Origin of the sequence: Peribacillus sp. TH27 (assembly GCF_016650915.1) — a bacterium.
Taxonomy (GTDB): domain Bacteria; phylum Bacillota; class Bacilli; order Bacillales; family DSM-1321; genus Peribacillus; species Peribacillus butanolivorans.
In genome coordinates this window covers 411987-433796 of the sequence record NZ_JAEKEV010000002.1, presented here as the reverse complement: position 1 = coordinate 433796, position 21810 = coordinate 411987, and the positions used below count along the sequence as shown (strand labels likewise).

Below are 21810 nucleotides of genomic sequence, written 5' to 3'. Positions count from 1 at the left end.
GAGATAAGGAATGAATGTGAATAGAAAAAAAGGACCATTGTATTTACAAATAAAAGAAATATTGAAGGATCGTATTTTACATGGTGTTTATGCTATCAACACAAACATTCCCTCCGAGCCTCAATTAGAAGAAGAATTTAATGTGAGTAAAATTACTATACGCAACGCAATTAAAGAACTTGTTCAAGAAGGCTATGTTGAAAAGAAAAGCGGTAAAGGAACAAAGGTAATCGCGAATGCTTCGATTGTGAGGCTTTCCAAAGGAAAACGCTTCACAGAGTTATTAGTTGAGGAAGGTCACTACATTATAAAAAAAGTGCTAAGCGTAAGAAAGATTGAATTATCTTCAGAGTCAGACCTCTATCCTTTATTTGGAGAAAATTGCATTCAGATTGAGCGAATATACTTATTGGACAATGAACCATATATTTACTTTACACATTATATTTTATTGGACATAAACGAAGAAGATTTAAAAGAAATTCAGATAAATTCATTGTATGGTTTTTTGGAAGATCAAAACATTAAACTTGAAACATTTAGAGACGAGTTTGCCGTTGCTATTCCTCCTAATCACATTTGTGAAACACTGAAAATGGAAAAAGACAGAGCAGTACTAAAGAGGATCCGAATTTCTAGTGATGGAGAAGGTAATGTAATGGAATATAGTGAAGGGTATTACAATACGGCTAAACAGAACTATATTGTGACCTATAACGAGCCGATACAATAATTCTGTTTATTGTATTGGTTTGATTGTAAGCGATTTCTTAGGGATGGGGAGAATATATGGATCTATATTTATTAGGAATCACGCTGATAGCAATCGTAATTGTTATTTTGGGAGTATCATGGTGGAAATGGCATGCATTCATAAGCTTAACTGTAGCCAGTTTATTTTTAGCAGTTTTTTCAGGGTTGCCTATGGACAAGATTGTAGGTGCTTATGAAACGGGTGTCGGTGCTGTCCTCGGTCATCTTATTGGTATCTTGGCATTGGGTACCATCTTAGGAAAGATGATGTCGGACTCAGGAGCTGGTATGCAGGTAGCAGACTTCTTCATTAATAAATTCGGTGTGAAGAATCTCCCATGGGCTATGCTTCTCTCTGGGTTCATTATCGGTATTCCGGTATTTTTTGAAGTTGGTTTAGTAATATTGCTACCTTTAGTCATTTCCATTCGTAAATCAACCAAAGTGAACATCTTATTAATTGGTATTCCAGTATTAGCTGGTTTATCGATTGTCCATGGTTTAGTACCCCCGCATCCGGGAGCCATGACGGCTATAGGCATTTATAATGCAAACATGGGACACGTATTACTTTACTCATTAATCATCGCATTCCCAACAGCTATAATTGCTGGTCCTTTATTCGCAAAATGGATTCATAAACGGGTTATTCCTGTGGGAGAACCGGAATTAATCCGAGTAGAAACAAAGTCAAGTGGTTTACCTGGGACTGGAGTTTCGTTCTTTATCATCCTTTTACCTGTATTATTAATGGTATTAACAGTAGTGGCACCTTATTTACCACTACCGGGTTACTTTGAAAAATTCTTATTGTTTATCGGGAGCCCGGTCATAGCCTTACTAATTTCTTGTTTTGCAGCTTACTATTTCTTAGGATACCGACAAGGGATGGACAAATCGTTAATTAAAAAACTAACAGAAGAATGTTTATTGCCATTAGCCTCCATAATACTTATTATCGGTGCGGGTGGCGGATTCAAACAAATTTTAATTGATAGTGGAGTAGGGACTGCAATTGCTTCCATGTCTGAAGTAATATCATTATCACCAATTGTCTTAGCGTTCTTGGTGGCGGGATTAATTCGGATTGCCACTGGATCTGCAACAGTCGCTTTGACAACTGCAGCCGGAATTGTTTCTCCAGTTGTTGCCAATATGACGGGTGTTAACTTAGAATTACTTGTTATTGCCACAGGGGCTGGATCACTTATGTTTTCTCATGTTAATGACGCAGGTTTCTGGTTAGTAAAAGAATATCTTGGATTAACCGTAAAAGAAACGTTCAAAACATGGACAGTTATGGAAACCATACTTTCTTTTGTAGCATTTGGTCTGGTTTTAATATTAGATATATTTATTTAAAGCCTATTAAAACTTAACCTCTAACCTCCGTGAAACGTCTAGTTCAAGGACATATCACGGAGGTTTTTTGATGAAAGTTTCGGATCTTATATTGCTACTTTGCGAATTCGATTCATCCATGTTATAAGTTAAGGGCATTATAAATAACTGAAAACGTTTCTCGACTGGAAGACTTAGCATTAGAAGTGGAAGTAACCTTTAGTTCAATTATTGATTTAGTGGAAAGGTTCATACAGAGTTAGTTTGTTTTGCCCCTCGAAAGTATAAATCCTTACAGAGACTTCTATATTGAAAAATTGACAACTTACCGCTCACATATTCTTGCTGAATATAATCTAATAATTCATTTGCATGGCTAGGCTTTTGACGTTTTTCCTGAATATAATGGAGTATTAAAACTTCAATTGTCACACACTCACCTTACATTTCTTGATTAGTATTTTTTCATTAACAATATAACATGGGTAATTAAGGAATTGTCATTTTTTGAATATTTTAACTATCGACATTTTTATACAAAAATATTCCCCATAAAATTATGGATTAAGAAGATATAGAGTTACTCTAAGTAGGGGTAAGCAGTCTTTATTAAAAGATGATGATTTCGATTACTTTTTTCTTTTTCGAGGTGAAGTAGAGAAAGCAAATGGCTTATATTAACGAGTTTTTTTCCTTTTCTTGGGCCATATTAACATCATCCAACTGCAGCCTGGCAAGCGGTTTAGATGCAATGTCGGTTCAAACTCTGGGATTGTACTTTGAAGAGAAGTGCAAAAATTTGATTTGCTTTTCTAAAGCGTACTATCAACCTAACAATGAAAGCTGCCAAGGTACAAGAGTATGAAAACTCAAAGTACTAGGGCAGCTTCATGAAATAACAGAATAGGGATATTGGCAATTGCACATATTCCTGCTCAAGATAATAATATCCTTGATATATCAGGGTTTAGAAAATCTATGAAAGAGGTCGGAGACTAGGAGCCTCCGACCTCTTTTTATAATTGAATTTTTTGTGCAGACAAGGGTGTTAAATGAAGTTCAGCTGCTTCCTTCTTGATTGAGAATATATAAGCACCTAAACCTAAAATAGCTGCAAAAATCAGCATCGCAATTGATGTACTGAAGTCCCCGCCTGATAAGTCACGAAGCCAACCCATGATATAGCTTGAAAAGCCACCCATAATATTTGTAAATCCTATTAGACCAGCTGCCCGGCCTGCTGTTTCGGGTGTTGAGTATTTTACCATGAGCATATTACTTAGATGGAACACACCGCCTTGGCATCCCATTGCCAGTCCCATACAAATCCCCGCTATAATTGGATTTGGGATGAAAACTGCTACTGTCAAAAAGACAGCAGTCATTGAAAATAAAATCGAGGCCATCAAACTTGGACGCCTCGTCTTGTCGGCCAGAAAACCGCAGGCTAGGACAAATCCTAAAGCAAATAACCAGGAGAGGGAAGTAATGCTTGACATCCCTTCTTTTTCGAATCCTTTAGCTTCGATAAGATAGGTAGGGAGCCAAATACTAATTCCAAAGAAAAGAAAAGAACATACAAGCATGCCAAACCAGACAATCCAGAAACGATAATCCTGAGTGAAACTCTTATTCACAGAGGAGTTTCCTTCCTTTTCTTCATCATCGGATTGACGGATGAAAGCCAGTTCTTCTTTACTAATTCGCGGGTGCTCTTCTGGTGTATTTCTTGTCATAAATATAAACATCGGGATATTAATAAATAAGTTGAAGGACGCAAGCATAAAGAAAGCAGCTTGCCAGTGGAGAGAGGAAATAACAAGCACCAATACAATGGCTCCAATCGCCGGTCCTAAATAGTTTCCAGTAAGCCATGATGCCTGTGCACGTCCTAATTCGCGTTTGTTAAACCAGCTAGAAATGAATTTACCTGATACAGGAATCATCATCCCTTCGCCAAAACCAAGAATAACGCGGCTTACTAAAAACATTTCATATGAATTAGCGAGGCCTGACACAATCATGGTAAGTGTCCATACGAATAAACCGGCGATGGCTGTTTTTCGGGCACCTAATTTGTCAATGATGAAGCCCCAAAAAAGATTTGAAACTCCATAAGCAATGGTGAATACAAAAGAAAGAAGACCGATCTTTGCATTTTTGTCATCGCCTGTCATACCGAGTGCATTCAAGAATTCTGGATCTGTTTGAATGATGGAAATGCCAACCTTATCAATTTGTCCGAAAAACCAAAAGAAAAAAATTGGAACGGCAATATATAACCATCTTTTTTGCCCATTTAACATAATACCATCTCCTTGTCGATTTTTAAGCATGCTTAAAACACTTACCATCGAGTATAAGTGAATTACGGTTGCCCTAATCAAAGTAATTTTGTATATGTACTAGTTTTGATTTTCTCGTTAATGAGCTGTATCCCGCCTTTCCTCACAATACTGACCGATAAATATGCACTGGTGATGTTTTGCTAGGAAAACAAAGTTTTACTTTCTTAACGATAAAATAAATAGAATTGATTGTCAATTTAATATTTTAATAATTTTATATTTTTTGAATAAATAAACTTTTGTGATTTTAACATTTTTATAAAGATGTTTTTTATTTGAAAAAGTAAAAAATCACGTGATTTGTAAACGGTTTATTTCCATGGGCACAATAAGTCTTTCTAATTTGTACTTGAAAGGATTGCAATTCTTGGACCGTGAGAATATAGGTAAGAAAACATCTATTGATGTAGGGGAAGAGTGCTTTCTTAGTCAACATGCAGAGGGAAACTTTCTGTTAAGGAAGAAAGTTGAAATCTTAAAAAGACCATAACAATTTAAGGGAAATCACTGAGAAAGATTTTAAGGGATTTATCGAGGTACATAAGAATTAACATCCTGAATGGAAGAAGTTACTTGCCCTGATATTAATACTGCCAAACAAAAAAACTAGTATTGTCCATTTCTTTGGGTGATACAACAGAGACTAATTAGAAATGTGTATATGACTTTTTTGCGTCCAAAAAGGTTACTCAAACTTAAATCGAAAGATTCTGATTTATTCATATTGAATTTAAATTAAGAAAAATCTATAATTTATATATTAATAATGTTTTGTATATGAAATATTTATTACTGGAAATGATTAGATAAATAGTAGAAAATGTTACTAGATACACTAAATCAATATTTTACCTTCAGTGTATTAAATTTATATTTTTAGTAAAGTTTGTGTAGTTAACTGTAACTTTGGGAATAAGAAGTTCTTCCCTCATTTACGACAATAAAACTGGGCCCCCCAATTAGTTTTATATACGGAAATATGTTTTAATTAAAAATATACATTAAAATCTATTTATTAGTGAAAGTGAAAAGATTGTGAGGTTAAAAAGGATGCCAATTTGTCAATTAGAAGAATACTCGATTCATTATCGGGAATCTGGTGAAGGAAAAGCGCTTGTTATTCTACATGGATTGGGAAATAATTCTCAATCTTGGGGACATCAACTCAGTCAGATGAAGGAAGAATTTAGAGTAATTGCTTGGGACGCACCTGGGTATGGTGAAAGTTCCGATCCAAAAGAAGAATTTCAAGAATTTTCCCAGTTTGCAGATGTATTGAAAGAATTCCTGGAGAGTCTGAGGCTGCACTCAGTTTACCTACTCGGGCATTCAATGGGATCGGCAATTGCAATCGATTTTACGAACCGTTTTCCAGAAATGGTAGAGGCGCTGATTATATCAGATGCGACACGTGGAGCAGCCGGAGTAAGTCCGGAAGAAAATAAAAGAAAGCTTCAGAGTAGATTACACTCTATCGATACGTTAAAGCCTAGTGAACTTGCGAAAAAAAGGGTGAAAGCGTTAGTGTCGCCAAATGCACCAGTTGAGGTAGTGAAAGAAGCAGAACGAATTATGTCGCAAGTGCGACCGCCTGGATACCGGTCTGTTTCCTACTCTTTATCAAATTTAAACCAAATGGAGATACTTTCTTCTATATCTATTCCGACACTTGTTATGTGTGGAGAGCTGGATCAGGTCACACCGGTAAGTGAATCAAAGATTTTTCATGAATTGATTCCGAAATCAGAGTTTGCCATCGTTCCGAATACAGGTCATTTATGCTATCAAGAAGATCCTGGAGTGTTCAATAAATATGTCACTGAGTTTTTACAGAAACAACCGGTAGGTCAGAAATAAATGCTTACAAAAACAAAAAAGGAAATAAATAAAACAAGAAAATTTTCTAGGAAAACTGCAGAGAACGGTGGACATTTTACTGCATGTCCTTTTCTAAGTTTCAGGTGATCTGTGATAAAGCTATGTTGAAGTCGGGAATTACATTTTTCTACTTTTTCTTAATCGATGAATGGTTGCATGAAGATAGATTTCTAAATTGTCTCTATCTTTTTTTATTTCAGTGTAGAAAAGATTAAAATAGTTGAAGGTATCTCCTCTGCATAGTTTTTTGCGACGCCGAAATGTAATGAATTTACAACGGGAGGAATACTTGAATGGCAAGCGAAGAGAAAGAGAAGTATAGTGCCAATTCATTAGTAAGAGGATTGGAAATCATTAAGCTTTTTAATGAATCACAGCCGAGTTTATCGCTTTCAGAAATAGCGAAACAACTGGGAGTAAGCAGAACGGTGCCATATCGTTTATTATTTACACTACAAAATATTGGGTACCTGTCTCAGGATGAACATACAAAACGTTATAATTTAACGCCAAAAGTGCTTGAATTGGGTTTTAGTTATTTAAACAGCTTGAAATTCCAGGAAATTGTCCAACCTTATATGGAGACGCTGCGTGATGAAATCGGAGCATCTTGTCATTTGTCCATCTTGGATGGTCAGGAAGTGGTATATGTAGGTAGTGCCCCAATCAGAGGTGTATCAGCTGTCAATGTGAACATTGGTTTGCGACTACCAGCACACGCATTAGCCAATGGGAAATTACTGCTGGCCTATCAGCCAAAAGAAATGTTAATGCAAATGTTCCAAATCACTAACCTCACTCCTTATACAGACAAAACCCTTACAGCGCCGGGGGAATTCCAGAAGCAGTTGGAAACTATTCGGCAAAAAGGATATTCGATGACAAGCGGGGAGTTTCACCCTGGTATCCGTTCTGTAGCAGCGCCGATATTTGACCGGACTGGAAAAGTATTGGCTGCTTTGAATGTGGTGGCAACAGAATCTGCTTATCAGGAAGATTTTATCGATAAAATTGCCTTGCCGAAATTACTGGAAGTTTCTCAACAGCTATCCTCTCATATGGGATACAGTGGAGGAAATATGTTTCATCATAAGGACGTCTAAAAAGCTGGATTTTTAATCTGAAAAATGAATAACCTTTTTCAAAAGTGTGGGTACCCAGTCTTTATGGGTATCCGCACTTTTTTGTCGTTTTAAAAAAATTTATGAATGTTATAGTTCCAGCCCCCTGTTGAATAAGGCGCTTGAACATATGTTCATAAAAAGGGTTGTTTTGATTATAAACAAAGTTTCAAATATTCTAAAAACTTATCTTGACAATGAAGGGCTTTCATTTTAGAATTAATTCATAGATAAAACAATGTTTTGCTTATGAAACAATATGAGATTTAGAAACAACAAATAAGGGAGGATTTTTAAAATGACAAATGAAACTTTTTCGGTGAAAGAATTTGAAAAAAAATATGTTGCACGCTTGGAAGACCGTACACTCGATTGGAACGTCTTAAAGTTCCAAGAGGAAATTGATCCAGCTTATAGACGTGCTCAAATGAGATATATTGGACGAGGTGCCACAGCGAATAATGATACAAATGTAATTGCAGGGGAACATTTTACACTAAGTACAATGGTGCTTCCTCCGGGATGTGTCGGGCCGTTACATCTCCACGATGATGTAGAAGAAGTATTTTTCATTCTTGAGGGAGAAGTTACAGCGTTGATTCAAGAAGACAGCTACAGCGAAGTACATGAGATTAAATTGAGTGCAAGAGACTGCATAAGCAGCCCTCCGGGAGTGTATCGGGGAATTAGAAATGATGGGAAAGAAGAGGCGCGCATGCTTGTTATGCTTGGAGCGGTGAAGCCTAATTTGCCAACATATCCAGAAGGTAGCGAGCTTGAAGAATTACGAAAACAACGGTCCAAGGAAAGAGAAGCCATCATTAAAGACTGATCAATTAAAAGAAGAGGGGCACCTACATTATGAAAAATAATGAGGCGCCCCTTTCGATTAGATTGTTAAAGGTGAGCAAGACAATCTATCAAAAAAGCAATCTATTTAATGGGAGGCATAAAAAGATGCTTGGAATTACTCATTTACGGCATATTAGTTTGATCACTCCGAACTTTGAAGAACAGGCAAAGTTTTATGAGAAGGTTTGGGGCTTGGATAGAGTGGATGTTCCAGAAGAAGAGAATACAGTATATTTTCGCGGGGCTGGCCCAGAACATCATATTTTAAGCCTTTACAAAGGAGAAAAGCGTGGTTTGCACCACATCTCATTTGGAATGGTCGATAAAAACGCAGTGGATCGTGCAGCTGAAATATTACAATCAAAAGGCGTGCGTATTATCGAACAACCCGGGTATTTGGATGAAGCTGGTGCTGGTTATGGACTTCGATTTATTGATCCTGAAAACCGTGTTATTGAGCTTTCAGCATGGGTGGAAGTTCAAACGTCAATTTGGAACAAGAAAAATGTAGATCCTGTGAAATTGAATCATGTCGTCATGAATACAAAAAACTTAGATATGATTGTAGAGTTTTATACAAATGTACTTGGTTTTAAAGTTACTGATTGGAGCGAGCACCAAATGTCTTTCTTAAGGTGCAACCGGAAACACCACTCCATAGCATTCAACCAAGATGAACATGCTTCAGTCAATCATATTGCTTATGAGGTTGATTCTGTCGATGAACTAATGCGTGGTATAAGTAACGTTCGAAAAGCAGGACTGTCAGAACTTTGGGGACCTGGACGTCATGGGCCGGGAGACAATATTTTCTGTTATTTCCAGGATCTAGGCGGTTTTGTTATGGAGTATACATGCTATCTCGAAACGATTGAAGATGAATCTGAGTGGAGAGCACGTGTTTGGAAACGAGTACCTCACTTAATGGATCAATGGGGTATTGCAGGACCCCCGAAGCCTGAAGCCCGTAAAGCAATGGGGGGGGAACCGGATCTAGGCTGGGTAGATTCTAAAGTTGATGTTTCGTTAATTGGAGGGAAATGAGGTCAAAGATGAGTGGAAAAAGATATAATTCGCGGAATTCTTTACCTCCCATTGTCATCGGGCAGGACGTTATAGATTCACTTGAGATGTAACATCTTGTTCTTTTTTAGCCCTATATCGTGTAAGAAAAACCTGTTATAAAAGGAGTGACGAGATGGATTTAGGCTTGAAAGGGAAAGTTGCTGTTATTATGGGAGGCACGTCTGGTGTTGGATTAAAAACAGCAGAAATGTTTCTAGGTGAAGGTGCAAAAGTAGCTATCTGCGGAAGAAGCAAAGATCGTATGGAAAATGCCCAAAGTCACTTGCTGTCATTTGGGGACAAAGAAAATATTTTGGCATCAACTTGTGATGTTACTTCTAAATCGGATGTGGATTCATTTATTAATGGTACTGCAGAAAAGTTTGGCGGGATCGATATATTGGTGAATGCAGCTGGACAAAGCGTGATGGGTTACTTTTTTGATATTACAGATGAACAGTGGCATGAACAAATTCAATTAAAGTTTTTTGCTATCATATATGCCGTTCGTGCTGCGCATCCACATCTAGTTAAACGGGGTGGCGGGCGGATTATCAATATTAATGCAACGCTTGCAAAAGAACCTGAGCGTCACATGGTAGCGACGGCAGCAGCACGGGCGGGTCTTTTAAATTTAAGCAAAACGCTATCTCAGGAACTAGCCTTTGACAATATTTTGGTGAACTCAGTTAGCCTCGGATTGATACGGACTGATCAATGGGAGCGCAGAAGATTGAAAAATGCACCTGATATGGATCCGGAAGAATATTATGGAGATCTTGCGAAAAAACGGAATATTCCACTTGGCCGTGTAGGTGAGGCGGAAGAAGTCGCTAGTGTTATTGTATTTCTTGCTTCAGATAAAGCTAGTTATGTAGCTGGATCGACGATTGAAACTGCAGGAGCAATCGGTAAAGCGCTTTAATAATATTACTTAAAAAAGGTAGGATAACAATATGAAAAAACAAGAAGAAATAGAGTTTACGACCGCTGATTCCATCGTAAAAGAGCTAGTGCAAGCTGGCGTAGAAGCTGCTTTCGGGATTGTCAGTATTCATAATATGCCTATCTATGATGCGATTCTTAGAGAAGGAAGCATTAAACTCATCTGTTCACGTGGAGAGAGCGGTGCAGTCAATATGGCCGATGGTTATGCACGTGCGACTGGAAAACTAGGTGTAGTAATTACTAGTACAGGTACAGGAGCAGGAAATGCAGCAGGTTCATTAGTAGAAGCTTGGGCCGCTGGTGTTCCCCTTCTTCATCTTACCGGCGAAGTCGCTTCAACATATCTTGGAACAGGTAGAGGATACATACATGAATGTAAAGACCAGCTCTCGATGATGAGCGGTGCTTGTAAAAATGCTGTAAGGCTTAGAAATCCGGCACAATCAGCTGCGGTTGTAAGAAAGGCGATTCAAGAAGCGTTAACTGCGCCAACTGGACCAGTTACATTGGAAATTCCAATTGACTATCAATCGGCAATTATTGAGGATATTTCTCTCGATGGAATACAAGTTGCAACATCTGAAAAACAATCAACGGCATTTATTCCTGAACAAGCCGTGGAAAAAATGGTTGAAGCGCGCCGTCCAGTGATTTGGGCCGGAGGTGGTGTCATAAGTGCTAATGCTTCGCAAGAGCTGCAAAAATTGGCGGAACTTCTTGGTGCAGCAGTTATAACAAGCCAATCAGGAAAAGGTTCGATTCCCGAAAACCACGAGCAATGCATAGGACATTTCGCGGCTTATGAGTCCACAAAAGAGTTTTTGCAAAATGCGGATTTGTTAATCAGCGTAGGTGTTCGTTTTAGAGGGAATGAAACGTCCAACTGGAAAGTACCAGTACCTGAAGAGCATATTGCAATCGATGCAGATTTGCAGGCAATTAACCGTAACTATAAGTCGACAATAGGTTTGGTTGGCGATGCGAAAGATATGTTAGCGGCCCTCATTCAAAAGCTTGAAGAAAAGTCAGTTTATGCAGATCCTTCTTATGTAAGTGAAGTCCGTTCACTTAGAAATGAAGTGCGCGCACAACTGCGTGCAACGCTTGGACCGTATGAGCAATTTGTAGATGGCATGAGAGAAAATTTGCCGAACGATACCATTATTGTTCGAGATGTTACTGTTCAGGCAAACGTTTGGGGCAGCCGTTTATTTGAAATTTATGAACCGAGAACCTCAATTCATGCATCTGGTGGCGGAATTGGTCAAGGCCTTCCAACAGCTATTGGCGCCCAAATGGGCTGTCAAGATAAAACAGTTGTGCTGATGGCTGGAGATGGTGGTTTTATGGTTAATGTCGGGGAAATGGTTACTGCAGCTGAAGAAAATTTACCTGTTATCATTGTATTATTTGATGACTCAGGCTACGGTGTTCTCCGCAATATTCAAGAAGCTGCCTATGGGCGCCAGGTAGCAGTTGATTTATTGAGTCCAGATTTTGTGAAACTTGCTGAGTCCATGCACTTTGATGCTGTACGGATTGGTTCTGGGGATGAATTTGTAAGCGAACTGAAAAAAGCAAAAGAAAGACGTAAGCCTTCAATGATCGTTGTTGATATGGAAGCTGTGGGACCAATGGCAAAGCCGTTTGGTGGACCTCCAGGAGCAGCCGAAGCATTTAAACCAAAAAAACTTTAATGGAGGATTGAGAATGATTTCGACATATCCGGTTGTTTCAGGTAAATACCTTGTTAATGGAGAATGGAAAGAAATAACAGAAACAGTTGATGTAATCAATCCCGCAAACACGTCAGAAGTAGTCGGCCAAGTGGCAATTTGTTCTGAAGTAATCGTAAATGAAACGATAGAAGTGGCAGTGAAGGCTTATGAAACCTGGTCTCGCTCTGATGTAAAGGACCGGGCTACCCGGATGAATACAGCGGCAGAGGAACTGGCTAAAATAATTGAGGAAAATGTCACAGTTTTTGTTCGAGAAAATGGAAAAACGCTTGTTGAAGCTAAAAAGGATTTACTACGTTGTGTTGAGGTCATGAAGGGTTGTGCAACAGAGGTACTTAACTGGTGGCAACCAGAAGTGCTCCCAGGAAATCAAAATGTACAAGTCAGAAGAAGAGCGAGAGGTGTCACGGCAATCATCACACCGTGGAACTCTCCGATGATTTTGACATTTAAACGAGTCATACCAGCGATTTTAGCAGGCAATACTGTTGTTGTGAAACCTGCTACAAATTGTCCGTTAACGATAATGACTTGTTTAAAAGTGGTAGCTGAACATTTTCCGCCAGGAGTCATTAATATTGTGTCTGGTTCAGGAAAAGCAATCGGAGACACACTTTGCTCTGATTCTCGTGTGCGTACCGTTGCTTTTGTCGGCAGTACAGAAACTGGAAAAGAAATTATGAAGAAATCAGCAGGAAATCTACAAAAAGTTTATATGGAACTTGGAGGTAATGATCCTGCTATTATTTTGGAAGATGCCAACATGGATGAAGCAGCAATCAAACGTTTGAGAATGGGTATTTTACGAGCTGCAGGCCAAGTATGCTCTGCTGTTAAACGAGTGTATGTCCATGAATCACGCTTTGACGAAGTTGTGAAAAAATTAACCAAAGAGTTTGGCCGAGTCGTGGTTGGTGATGGCATTCAGCCTGATGTAACAATGGGGCCATTGAATAATAAAGCACAGTTTGACTTTGTGAATGAGTTGATCGAACGTACGGCTAAGTCTGGTGGAAAAGTTGTCACTACTGGGATACAACTTAATCCAGAAACATGGGATCAAGGTTATTATATGCTTCCTTCTATTATTACAGGAGTCGATCAGCAAAGCGAAGTGGTCCGGGTCGAGCAATTTGGACCAGTCATCCCTATTTTGCCTTTCTCTGATGTTGATGAAGCGGTAAGGTTAGCGAATGATAGTGAATTTGGTTTGCGTGCGTCTGTTTGGACTGTGAATGAAGAATTAGCTATAGCGATGGCCGATCGTCTCGAAGCAGGAGCGGTTTTCCATAATAACCATACCGTTTTCAACGAATTGGCCCTCGATTTTCCTGGTTTAAAAGAAAGTGGTGTTTCCCGCGAAACGAGACATTGTGGACTTGAATTCTTTGCAGACTCATATGGGTTTGCTGATTGAGGAAGGATGAAATTACATGAAACTAGGGCTAATTGGATGCGGTAATATCGGGAAATTTCTGCTTCAGGCAATAAATAAAGACGGACTTCTTCCAGGAGGGAAAATCGTTTCGATTTATGCACGCCGTGAAGAAATAGCAGCTCAACTAGTTGAAGAATTTGGGACACAGTCGTATAGTGATGTTGACTCTCTCCTTAATTCAGATGTGGATTTAGTCATAGAAGCAGCGACAATTGAAGCTGCTGAAGAGTACGCATTGAAAGTGATAAAAAGCGGAAAAAATCTTTTATTAAGCAGCATAGGTGTAATGGCCGATGCTGCTTATGAAGACAATATTAAACGCCTCTGCCAAAAAAATAACGTTAATATTTTCCTCCCGTCCGGTGCAATCGGAGGTCTCGATGTACTTAAATCGGCAAAAGCAGTTAATGGACTTGAATCCGTGAGTATTACAACGAGAAAACCGCCTAGCGCGTTGCCTGCAGGTTCTTCATTAGAAGAAGAAACGGTATTATTCGAAGGTTCTGCTGCGGAAGCAATTAAGCAGTTTCCGAGAAATATTAATGTTGCTATTGTATTGTCTTTGGCTGGTCTCGGGTCTGAAAAGACGAAAGTGAAAATCATTGCCGATCCATATGTATTGAAAAATATTCATCTTATTGAAGCGTCAGGTTCATTCGGAAAACTTAAACTTGAAGTAGAAAATGATCCAATGCCAAACAATCCGAAAACGAGTTACTTAGCTGCGTTAAGTGTATTGGCTACTCTGCAAAACAAAGAGAAGAGTGTTCAAATTGGGTAATAATTGATTTAAGTCATTTCATGTTCATAGAGGGGAGACTAAAAGTATGCTTAAAACTGATAAATCCATAGAAGAAATGTCGAAACAGCAAGTTGTTAGCTATTTGAACGAAACGGTCAAACCAGAGGAAGGAGTAATACCTGCTTACCTCCTAGGCAATCAAACGGTTTACGATATAGAACATGAAAAAGTATTTTTGAAAACATGGGTCTTTGTCGGTCATGAATCTGAAGTCCCGAACAAAGGAGACTACATGACACGTGACCTCGCAGGATATTCGCTCATTATTACACGTGATAATGAAGGGGGAATTCGTGCTTTTTATAATATGTGTACCCATCGTGGAATGAAACTTTGTCGGGCTGACAAAGGTAACAAGACTTTATTTACGTGTCCATATCATGGATTTAACTTTAAAAACACAGGAGAGCTTGTGGGTGTGCCACTTCAAAAAGATATTTATGGCGGGACGCTTGATCGTTCACAAATGGGGCTTCACCAAGTGAAGCTTGAATCCTATAAAGGTCTTTTATTTGGAACATGGAATGAAGATGTAGAGCCGCTTGAAGAGTTTCTAGGTGATATTAAATGGTATTTAGATATCCTTGTAGGACGGGCAGAAATGGAAGTAATCGGGGTCCCTCAACGATTTGTTGTTAGTTCTAACTGGAAAGTAGGTTCTGATAACTTTGTTGGTGATTCCTATCATACGATGGTCACACATGGTTCAATTGCAAAACTAGGAATGGTACCTAATGCAACGTATTCAAAGCGTGGTTTTCAAATTCATACGGAAAACGGACATGGACTAAACTTAGGAACACCTAACCCTGATTTTGCTTTCCCGGAAGAATTGAAAAATGAATTTAAAAGTAATTTGTCAGAAGAACAATATGAAGTATTATCAAACTTAAAAAATATGATTGGAAACGTTTTCCCGAACTTATCATTTTTAATTTCTCATACAAAAATTAAAGACCAGTTTATCTCTAACACTTCAATTAGAATGTGGCGGCCAATTGGTCACAATAAGATGGAAGTAATCGCTTGGATGCTCGTTGAAAAAAACGCCTCTCAAGATTGGAAAGATCGTTCAAGAGATTCGTTTATCTTGACGTTTAGCCCATCTGGCATTTTTGAGCAAGATGACACGGAAGTATTTACGGACATTACTGAAGCCGCCCAGGGTCCGATGCCTTTTCTAAAGAATTTAACTTATAATTATACAATGGGTCTTCATCGCGAACCTGTTGATTTTATCGGACCAGGTGTTGCTTACGATGATAAATTTACAGAAGCAAGTCAACGGAATTTTTATAAATACTGGTTGGAATTAATGACGAAATGATAAGCGGGAGGGGGAAGAAAAATGAAAGTGGAAGAAATGCTTGTTAAATGTGAATTTGAACAGTGGTTGTATGATGAAGCACAATTACTTGATGATATTGAATTTGATGAATGGTTCGATCTAATGCATTCGAGTTTGTGTTATCAAATGCCTGTACGTGTCAATAAGGAAGGAGTTGAACGTCCGGATTATTCAACTAAAATGTTTACATTTAATGATGATATTGAATTACTTAAGCTCCGCGTAGATCGTTTGAAAACGGATTATGCATGGGCAGAAATTCCTCCTTCCAGAACGCGGCGTTTTGTCAGCAACGTGCGTGTTAAAGACTTTGTTGAAGGTGAAAAGGCGGTCGTTAAGAGCTATCTACTTATCTATCGAAGCCGTAGCACTGATATTCAACACGATTTGATTTCGGGGGAACGAAATGATGAATTCATATTCGAAGATGGTAAATGGAAACTTTCCAAACGGATATTCATTGTTGATCAAACAACAATAAATACAAGGAACCTCGCTATCTTCGTATAACAGTAAGTATCGTAAAAAAGATAACAAGGAGGTTGGTTACAATGGCAATGGCCTTAAAAGATAAAGTAGTGTTGATTACTGGTGGTAATTCGGGTATAGGAGAAGCTGTCACTCGACGTTTTATACAAGAAGGGGCAAAAGTCAGCATTATCGGCCGCTCTATAGAAACGCTAAAGAAAATGAAAGAGGAATTTGGTGAAGAAATTCTCATTAACCAAGGAGATGTAAGTAAATACGAAGACAATGAGAAGGCTGTACAGGCCACTGTTAAGCAATTTGGGAAGTTAGATGTTCTCGTCGCTAATGCAGGAGTCTTCGATGGATTTGCTAAATTTGCCGACGTAACTCCCGATGCACTTTCCGAAGCATATGATTTCCTGCTCAATATTAACGTTAAAGGCTCTTTCTTCGGTGCGAAAGCAGCACTTGAAGAACTGCAGAAATCTAATGGCAATATTATTTTTACTGTATCTGGTGCAAGTTTCTATCCTGATGGAGGTGGCGTTTGGTACACAGCAAGCAAGCACGCTCAAATCGGATTAATGCGCCAACTTGCGTTCGAACTCGCTCCAAATATTCGGGTAAATGCTGTAGCGCCTGGTGGCACACTGACAGCATTATCGGTCATTCCACCTCTGAGCCCATTTGTTAAAGTCGTGGATAATGATACAAAAGCAAGCAGCATTAAAAAAAGAAACCCACTTCAACTTGCCCAGTTGCCAGAAGATCACGTTGCTGCGTATGTACTGTTAGCTTCTGACGAAGCGCGCGCGATTACCGGTGAAGTCATTTCTAGTGATGGTGGATTGTCAGTGAGGGGACTTGGCTGAATGAATGTTTAGAATAAATAGACTTTAGAAAGAAGGTTTATAAACATGACTGAATCACTATTAGGCAATAGAAATATTAATCAGCTTGCATTTGTTGTAAAAGATATTGAATCTGCTAATGTAGCTTTTACAAAATTGTTAGGCATTAAGAAGGTTGAACCATTTCTAACTGGTGACAGTACTGTTTCGAAGGTGATTTTTAAAGGTGAACCAACAGATTCAAAATCTAAACTGGCTTTTCTTAATACACCAACCGTCCAATTCGAACTCATAGAACCGGATAAAAATCCAGGAACAATGCGTGAGTTTTTGGATACAGTAGGTGAAGGAATTCATCATATTGCTTTTGATGTTGACTCTATCCAAAAGAGGCTTCCTGTGATGGAGAAAAGTGGATATCCAGTATTGCAAACAGGTGAATTTACCTCGAGTGACGGCCGGTACGTGTATGTAGATACACTAGATGATCATAAAACGTTAGTTGAACTGCTTGAGAGTGCAGAACCGAGGCAAACAGTGTGGGAAAAACCGGAAGATGATAGCGTTCAGCCGCTTTTAGGGACTAACAAAGTAGAACAGCTTGCAATTGTCGTTAAAGACCTTGATGCGGCTGCGGATGCCTACTGTAGATTACTAGATATGGAAAAACCGTCGATCATTCACTCTGGTTCCCCTGAGGTAACAAATGTGATTTACAAAGGAAAGCCTACCGAAGGAAAATCAAGATATATATTTTTCAATACGCCATTAATTCAAATTGAATTGATTGAGCCGGGCGATTCTCCGAGTACTTGGAAGCATCATCTTGAAACGTATGGGGAAGGAGTTCACCATATCTCGTTTGTCGTAAAAGATATGGATGAGAAAATGAAGATGTTGGAAAAAATGGGTTATCCGGTCATTCAGACAGGTAACTTTTATAACGGAAAAGGACGATATGCATATATGGACACGACATCGACATATAAAGTGATTATTGAATTGCTAGAACGTTTTGATACGTAAACGAATGTCATTCAATTACCAGCTAAAATATGTGTTCATATTAAAGTGTCTGAACACTTAGGACTTACATAATGAGTAATTATCAATACTCAGTGAAGCATTAATTTGGAAACATAGAAAATCTGAACAAGAATGAGTAAATAGAAAAAGCATAGGAAATAGCCAGATTTCTACAACCAGATTTGTATGAGCCTTGGGTAGAAACTGGAACTTAGAAAGGAGAGAAAACGAGGGGAAATGGCTAATTATACGATTGTTGATAAAGAAACTTGTATTGCTTGTAGAGCATGTGGAGCTACAGCTCCTGAAATTTATGATTACGATGAAGAAGGTATTGCATTTGTTACATTAGATAATAATGAAGGAACAGCGGTCATCCCTGATGAATTAGAGGAGAATGTGCTAGATGCTTTAGAAGGATGTCCAACCGAATCTATAAAAATAGCCCAAGCTTCTTTTGATGGCAATCCTTTTAAACTGGAGATATCTTAAAATGGTCTCAACTAGTACCAGGTTTATATGATTCCTTAGAATCATGTTATTTTTTAGTAAGGAAAATAAAGTCGCTAGTTTGACATTATTTATTATTGCTACATTGAAAAGCATAAGCCGGATATTTAACATTTTTGACTCCTTGTATTTTGTTATCACTTATCAGGTAATGAGAAATATCACTAGAAATATGGCAAGTCCGCCCTTCAAGATTTATAGATCCATGACCAGAAAGAAGAACGATTGATTCTAATAGGGTATAACTCGAGGTGATTACTGATGATAGAAGAAAAGAAGATTGATGATATTACAATTATTGGTGGCGGTCCAGTAGGTTTATTTACAGCTTTCTATGGTGGAATGAGGCAAGCAAAGGTGAAAATCATAGAGAGTCTTCCACAATTGGGAGGACAACTCACCGCTCTTTACCCTGAAAAATTCATTTATGATATAGCTGGATTTCCAAAAGTACGGGCTCAAGAATTGGTAGAGAATTTAAAAGAACAAATGAAGGTATTCGAACCGACGATTTGTCTTGACGAAGCGGTTAAACTGATTGAAAAGCAAGAAGATGGGACATTTAAAATCACTACAAACCTAGATACTCATTTTTCTAAATCAGTTATTATTACTGCAGGGAATGGAGCTTTTCAGCCTCGTAAATTAGAACTAGAAGATGCAACACAGTTTGAAAACAAGAATTTACATTATTTTGTGAATGACATGACTCGATTCAAAGGAAAAAAAGTAGCGATTCTAGGCGGTGGAGATTCGGCTCTTGATTGGGCACTTATGCTTGAGCCTATCGCTGAAAAAGTAACATTGATACATCGAAGAGATAAATTTCGTGCTCATGAACATAGTGTAAACCAATTGATGAATTCGTCTGTTGAAGTCAAAACACCATATGTTCCTTCAGAGCTGGTAGGAGCAGATCAAATCACTAAAATTGTCTTAGAACACACTAAGACTCAACAAAAAGAACTAGTTGATATAGATGACCTAATTGTTAACTATGGTTTTATTTCCTCTCTTGGCCCAATTAAAGAATGGGGTCTAAAACTTGAGAAAAATTCAATTATAGTTAATTCCAAGCAAGAAACAAATATTTCAGGCATATACGCTGCCGGGGATATTTGTACGTATGAAGGAAAGGTTAAATTAATTACAACAGGATTTGGTGAAGGTCCTACTGCAGTCAATAATGCTAAAGCCTATATTGATCCTAAAGCCAAAGTTCAGCCAATGCATAGTACTTCCTTATTCGCATGATTTGCTAGTAGTGCATTAAATTGTAGTCTTAAAAGTGATTTTCAAGGGTAATGGTAAAGTAGTATTTTTTGACCATACCCTTGAATGTTTTCCTGTTCCAATTTTCTCAATGCTTCACGAACCGGTGTACGGCTACAGTTAAATTGTTGGGCGATATCATCTTCCGTTAAACGATCCCCAGGTAAAAATACCCCTTCTATAATTGCATTCTTAACAACGTAAAATATTGCTTCCCTTAAGGGTTTAGATGAATAATATTCAATTTGCTCTTTAATATACTGATAATGGTTTGCTTCCATGGTGCTCCCTTCGAATATACAATTAATATACATGTATATTAATTGTATATTAAAACTCATTTGAAGTCATTCAAAGCCTCTGGTATAAGTTACTATAACCAAATGCCGATACGTATATATGGACACCCAGAGCCTTCTTGTTACTAGGAATCGCATCATAATGTTGTTTTTTTGTCTCTGAATTCTTTTCTTCTTTTTCATTATGGAGGTCCTTCAGGAAAAAATGGTATTTTTCCTTAAATTATTCACAAAATATAATAGCTACACAAAATAATGTAAAAAAAGACAATATGAACATGGAGAGTGATTAGTAATGGAAGAAATATACGAAGAAAGATTTTGTAAAACTTGTAAAAAAGAGACAGTTCATACAGTGAGAGAAGATGCATTAGAAATAGAATATATCTGCAATGAATGTAGTCAGCACCAAGAGATTTTTAAGACGTTTTTTTAGAAATTATTCCAATTTAAATTTGAGAACTTCTTAAATTTTTAGGCACTCTCAATCATAACTTTAAGATTAAATAGTATGAATTTATTTTGTACCTATGAAATTGAAATCTACGGAGTGAGTGGTTAATGGCTACTAACTCTTTTTTCTTTCTTTTTTGTTTGGATATGACCTACCATTTTTAATGTCAATAAAAAATAACACCTTATTTATTATTTGTTTCCTTCGTAGGATAAAGAAAACCCAGATAAAGGGCGCTTTATTAAGTGTCCTTTATCCGGGTTATAATCCTCTGGTAGGAGCTCTTTTCTTTTTATTGAGCTGTATAACCACCATCCAACACAACAGCCTGGCCGGTGATGCCTCGGGCTTTGTCACTTGCTAGGAAAATGGCATAGTCGGCGATTTCGCTTACGTCGAGTAAGCGGTTTTGTGGGACGAGCGGATAGATAACTTCTTCCAAAACGCTTTCTAGTGGCACTTGTCTTGTTCTTGCTAGATCTTCCAGTTGGCCGCGTACGAGAGGTGTGTCCACGTATCCTGGGCAAAGGGCGTTTACTGTTATTCCCGAAGATGCGCTTTCAAGGGCGGCGACTTTCGTCAATCCAATTACACCGTGTTTTGCACTATTGTACGCTGCTTTATTAGCAAATCCAATCAGTCCATTAATGGAAGAGATATTAATGATTCTGCCGAATCCTTGTTCTTTCATAATGGGCAAAACGTTTTTAATTGCTATGAATGGAGCGGTTAGCATAATTTTGATCATCTGTTCGAATTTTTCAGTTGGGAACTCTTCAATCGGAGCAACATGCTGAAGTCCAGCGTTATTAATGAAAATATCAATTCGGCCATATTTCCTTTTGGTCTGTTTGATTAGTTGAATAATATCTTCTTCATTTGTTACGTCTGCTTTAAAGCCGGTGACTTCCAAGCCTTTGTTTCTTAAATCTAGAGCTGCATCTTCAACTGTAATTTGATTAAGGTCTGAAAGAACGACCTTTGCTCCATTTTCAGCAAAGATCTTTCCAATTTCAAAACCGATTCCTCTAGCAGACCCCGTAATGATCGCCACTTTATCTTTAACCATATTACATTCCTCCAAAAAAAATGTAACGGTCTAAATCTGTCAAAAAGTTTAGTTTGATATATAGGGAATATTCATATGAAAGCAAATTTAAAATATCAAGGGAAGGTAATAAAAATATGGGGGGATGGTTATTGATTTAGAGTCTATCATAATTTTTAAAATAACAAAAGATTTTTATTTTCTCTTAGTGTTGGCATGGATATTGCATGTATATAAGTTGAGTAAAAT

General features: G+C 38.0%; 20 protein-coding genes. 16 read left to right on the top strand and 4 right to left on the bottom strand.

The window, feature by feature from the left end; all coding sequences use genetic code 11:
- The first annotated feature begins 10 nt into the window (after nt 1-10).
- Nucleotides 11-733 carry a GntR family transcriptional regulator gene (locus JFU24_RS03570; RefSeq protein WP_201180726.1) on the top strand — a complete coding sequence of 241 codons (723 nt, stop codon included), beginning with the start codon at nt 11-13 and terminating at the stop codon, nt 731-733.
- Nucleotides 734-789: 56 nt separating this feature from the next.
- Nucleotides 790-2115 (top strand): GntT/GntP/DsdX family permease, encoded by a 1326-nt coding sequence (locus tag JFU24_RS03565; protein WP_201180725.1) that lies wholly within the window; start codon nt 790-792, stop codon nt 2113-2115.
- Between the two features lie 228 nt (nt 2116-2343).
- Here the strand turns inward: JFU24_RS03565 and yppF are convergent, their stop codons facing one another.
- Both yppF and JFU24_RS03555 read right to left on the bottom strand, forming a co-directional pair.
- Nucleotides 2344-2526 carry a YppF family protein gene (yppF, locus tag JFU24_RS30040; RefSeq protein ID WP_201249516.1) on the bottom strand — a complete coding sequence of 61 codons (183 nt, stop codon included), beginning with the start codon at nt 2524-2526 and terminating at the stop codon, nt 2344-2346.
- Between the two features lie 584 nt (nt 2527-3110).
- Nucleotides 3111-4400 (bottom strand): MFS transporter, encoded by a 1290-nt coding sequence (locus JFU24_RS03555; protein WP_201224672.1) that lies wholly within the window; start codon nt 4398-4400, stop codon nt 3111-3113.
- A 1092-nt stretch (nt 4401-5492) separates the two neighbouring features.
- Between JFU24_RS03555 and JFU24_RS03550 the strand changes: the two genes are divergently transcribed.
- The 14 genes from JFU24_RS03550 to JFU24_RS03485 all read left to right on the top strand — a co-directional run bounded on the left by JFU24_RS03550 (nt 5493) and on the right by JFU24_RS03485 (nt 19742).
- Entirely contained in the window at nt 5493-6299 is an 807-nt protein-coding gene (locus JFU24_RS03550) for an alpha/beta fold hydrolase (protein WP_201224670.1), read from the top strand.
- Between the two features lie 314 nt (nt 6300-6613).
- Entirely contained in the window at nt 6614-7423 is an 810-nt protein-coding gene (locus JFU24_RS03545) for an IclR family transcriptional regulator (RefSeq protein ID WP_201180712.1), read from the top strand.
- A 316-nt stretch (nt 7424-7739) separates the two neighbouring features.
- Complete coding sequence (locus JFU24_RS03540) at nt 7740-8273, top strand: cupin domain-containing protein (RefSeq protein ID WP_053345923.1); 534 nt, start codon at nt 7740-7742, stop codon at nt 8271-8273.
- A gap of 29 nt (nt 8274-8302) precedes the next feature.
- Complete coding sequence (locus JFU24_RS03535; RefSeq protein ID WP_242485269.1) at nt 8303-9337, top strand: VOC family protein; 1035 nt, start codon at nt 8303-8305, stop codon at nt 9335-9337.
- 154 nt (nt 9338-9491) lie between these two features.
- Complete coding sequence (locus tag JFU24_RS03530; protein ID WP_201180710.1) at nt 9492-10283, top strand: SDR family oxidoreductase; 792 nt, start codon at nt 9492-9494, stop codon at nt 10281-10283.
- 31 nt (nt 10284-10314) lie between these two features.
- On the top strand, nt 10315-12003 hold the full coding sequence (locus tag JFU24_RS03525; RefSeq protein WP_201180707.1) for a thiamine pyrophosphate-binding protein: 1689 nt from the start codon (nt 10315-10317) through the stop codon (nt 12001-12003).
- Nucleotides 12004-12016: 13 nt separating this feature from the next.
- Entirely contained in the window at nt 12017-13462 is a 1446-nt protein-coding gene (locus JFU24_RS03520) for an aldehyde dehydrogenase family protein (protein ID WP_201249515.1), read from the top strand.
- A 16-nt stretch (nt 13463-13478) separates the two neighbouring features.
- The gene (gene nadX, locus JFU24_RS03515) at nt 13479-14264 is read left to right on the top strand and encodes an aspartate dehydrogenase (protein ID WP_201224666.1); all 786 of its coding nucleotides are present in this window, start codon (nt 13479-13481) and stop codon (nt 14262-14264) included.
- 46 nt (nt 14265-14310) lie between these two features.
- Nucleotides 14311-15612 carry an aromatic ring-hydroxylating oxygenase subunit alpha gene (locus tag JFU24_RS03510; RefSeq protein WP_053345929.1) on the top strand — a complete coding sequence of 434 codons (1302 nt, stop codon included), beginning with the start codon at nt 14311-14313 and terminating at the stop codon, nt 15610-15612.
- A 21-nt stretch (nt 15613-15633) separates the two neighbouring features.
- On the top strand, nt 15634-16143 hold the full coding sequence (locus JFU24_RS03505) for an aromatic-ring-hydroxylating dioxygenase subunit beta (RefSeq protein WP_201180703.1): 510 nt from the start codon (nt 15634-15636) through the stop codon (nt 16141-16143).
- A 41-nt stretch (nt 16144-16184) separates the two neighbouring features.
- A complete protein-coding gene (locus JFU24_RS03500) occupies nt 16185-16973 on the top strand; it encodes an SDR family NAD(P)-dependent oxidoreductase (protein ID WP_242485426.1) in 789 nt (262 codons plus the stop codon).
- A 45-nt stretch (nt 16974-17018) separates the two neighbouring features.
- Entirely contained in the window at nt 17019-17978 is a 960-nt protein-coding gene (locus JFU24_RS03495) for a VOC family protein (RefSeq protein ID WP_201249514.1), read from the top strand.
- Nucleotides 17979-18215: 237 nt separating this feature from the next.
- Nucleotides 18216-18470 (top strand): ferredoxin, encoded by a 255-nt coding sequence (locus JFU24_RS03490; RefSeq protein WP_201249513.1) that lies wholly within the window; start codon nt 18216-18218, stop codon nt 18468-18470.
- Nucleotides 18471-18749: 279 nt separating this feature from the next.
- The gene (locus tag JFU24_RS03485) at nt 18750-19742 is read left to right on the top strand and encodes an NAD(P)/FAD-dependent oxidoreductase (RefSeq protein ID WP_201249512.1); all 993 of its coding nucleotides are present in this window, start codon (nt 18750-18752) and stop codon (nt 19740-19742) included.
- A gap of 41 nt (nt 19743-19783) precedes the next feature.
- On the opposite strand, the gene JFU24_RS03480 is transcribed toward JFU24_RS03485, so the two are convergent.
- Both JFU24_RS03480 and JFU24_RS03475 read right to left on the bottom strand, forming a co-directional pair.
- The gene (locus JFU24_RS03480) at nt 19784-20041 is read right to left on the bottom strand and encodes a GntR family transcriptional regulator (RefSeq protein WP_201249511.1); all 258 of its coding nucleotides are present in this window, start codon (nt 20039-20041) and stop codon (nt 19784-19786) included.
- Between the two features lie 764 nt (nt 20042-20805).
- Nucleotides 20806-21582 (bottom strand): 3-hydroxybutyrate dehydrogenase, encoded by a 777-nt coding sequence (locus JFU24_RS03475; RefSeq protein WP_056519268.1) that lies wholly within the window; start codon nt 21580-21582, stop codon nt 20806-20808.
- Nucleotides 21583-21810 lie beyond the last annotated feature (228 nt).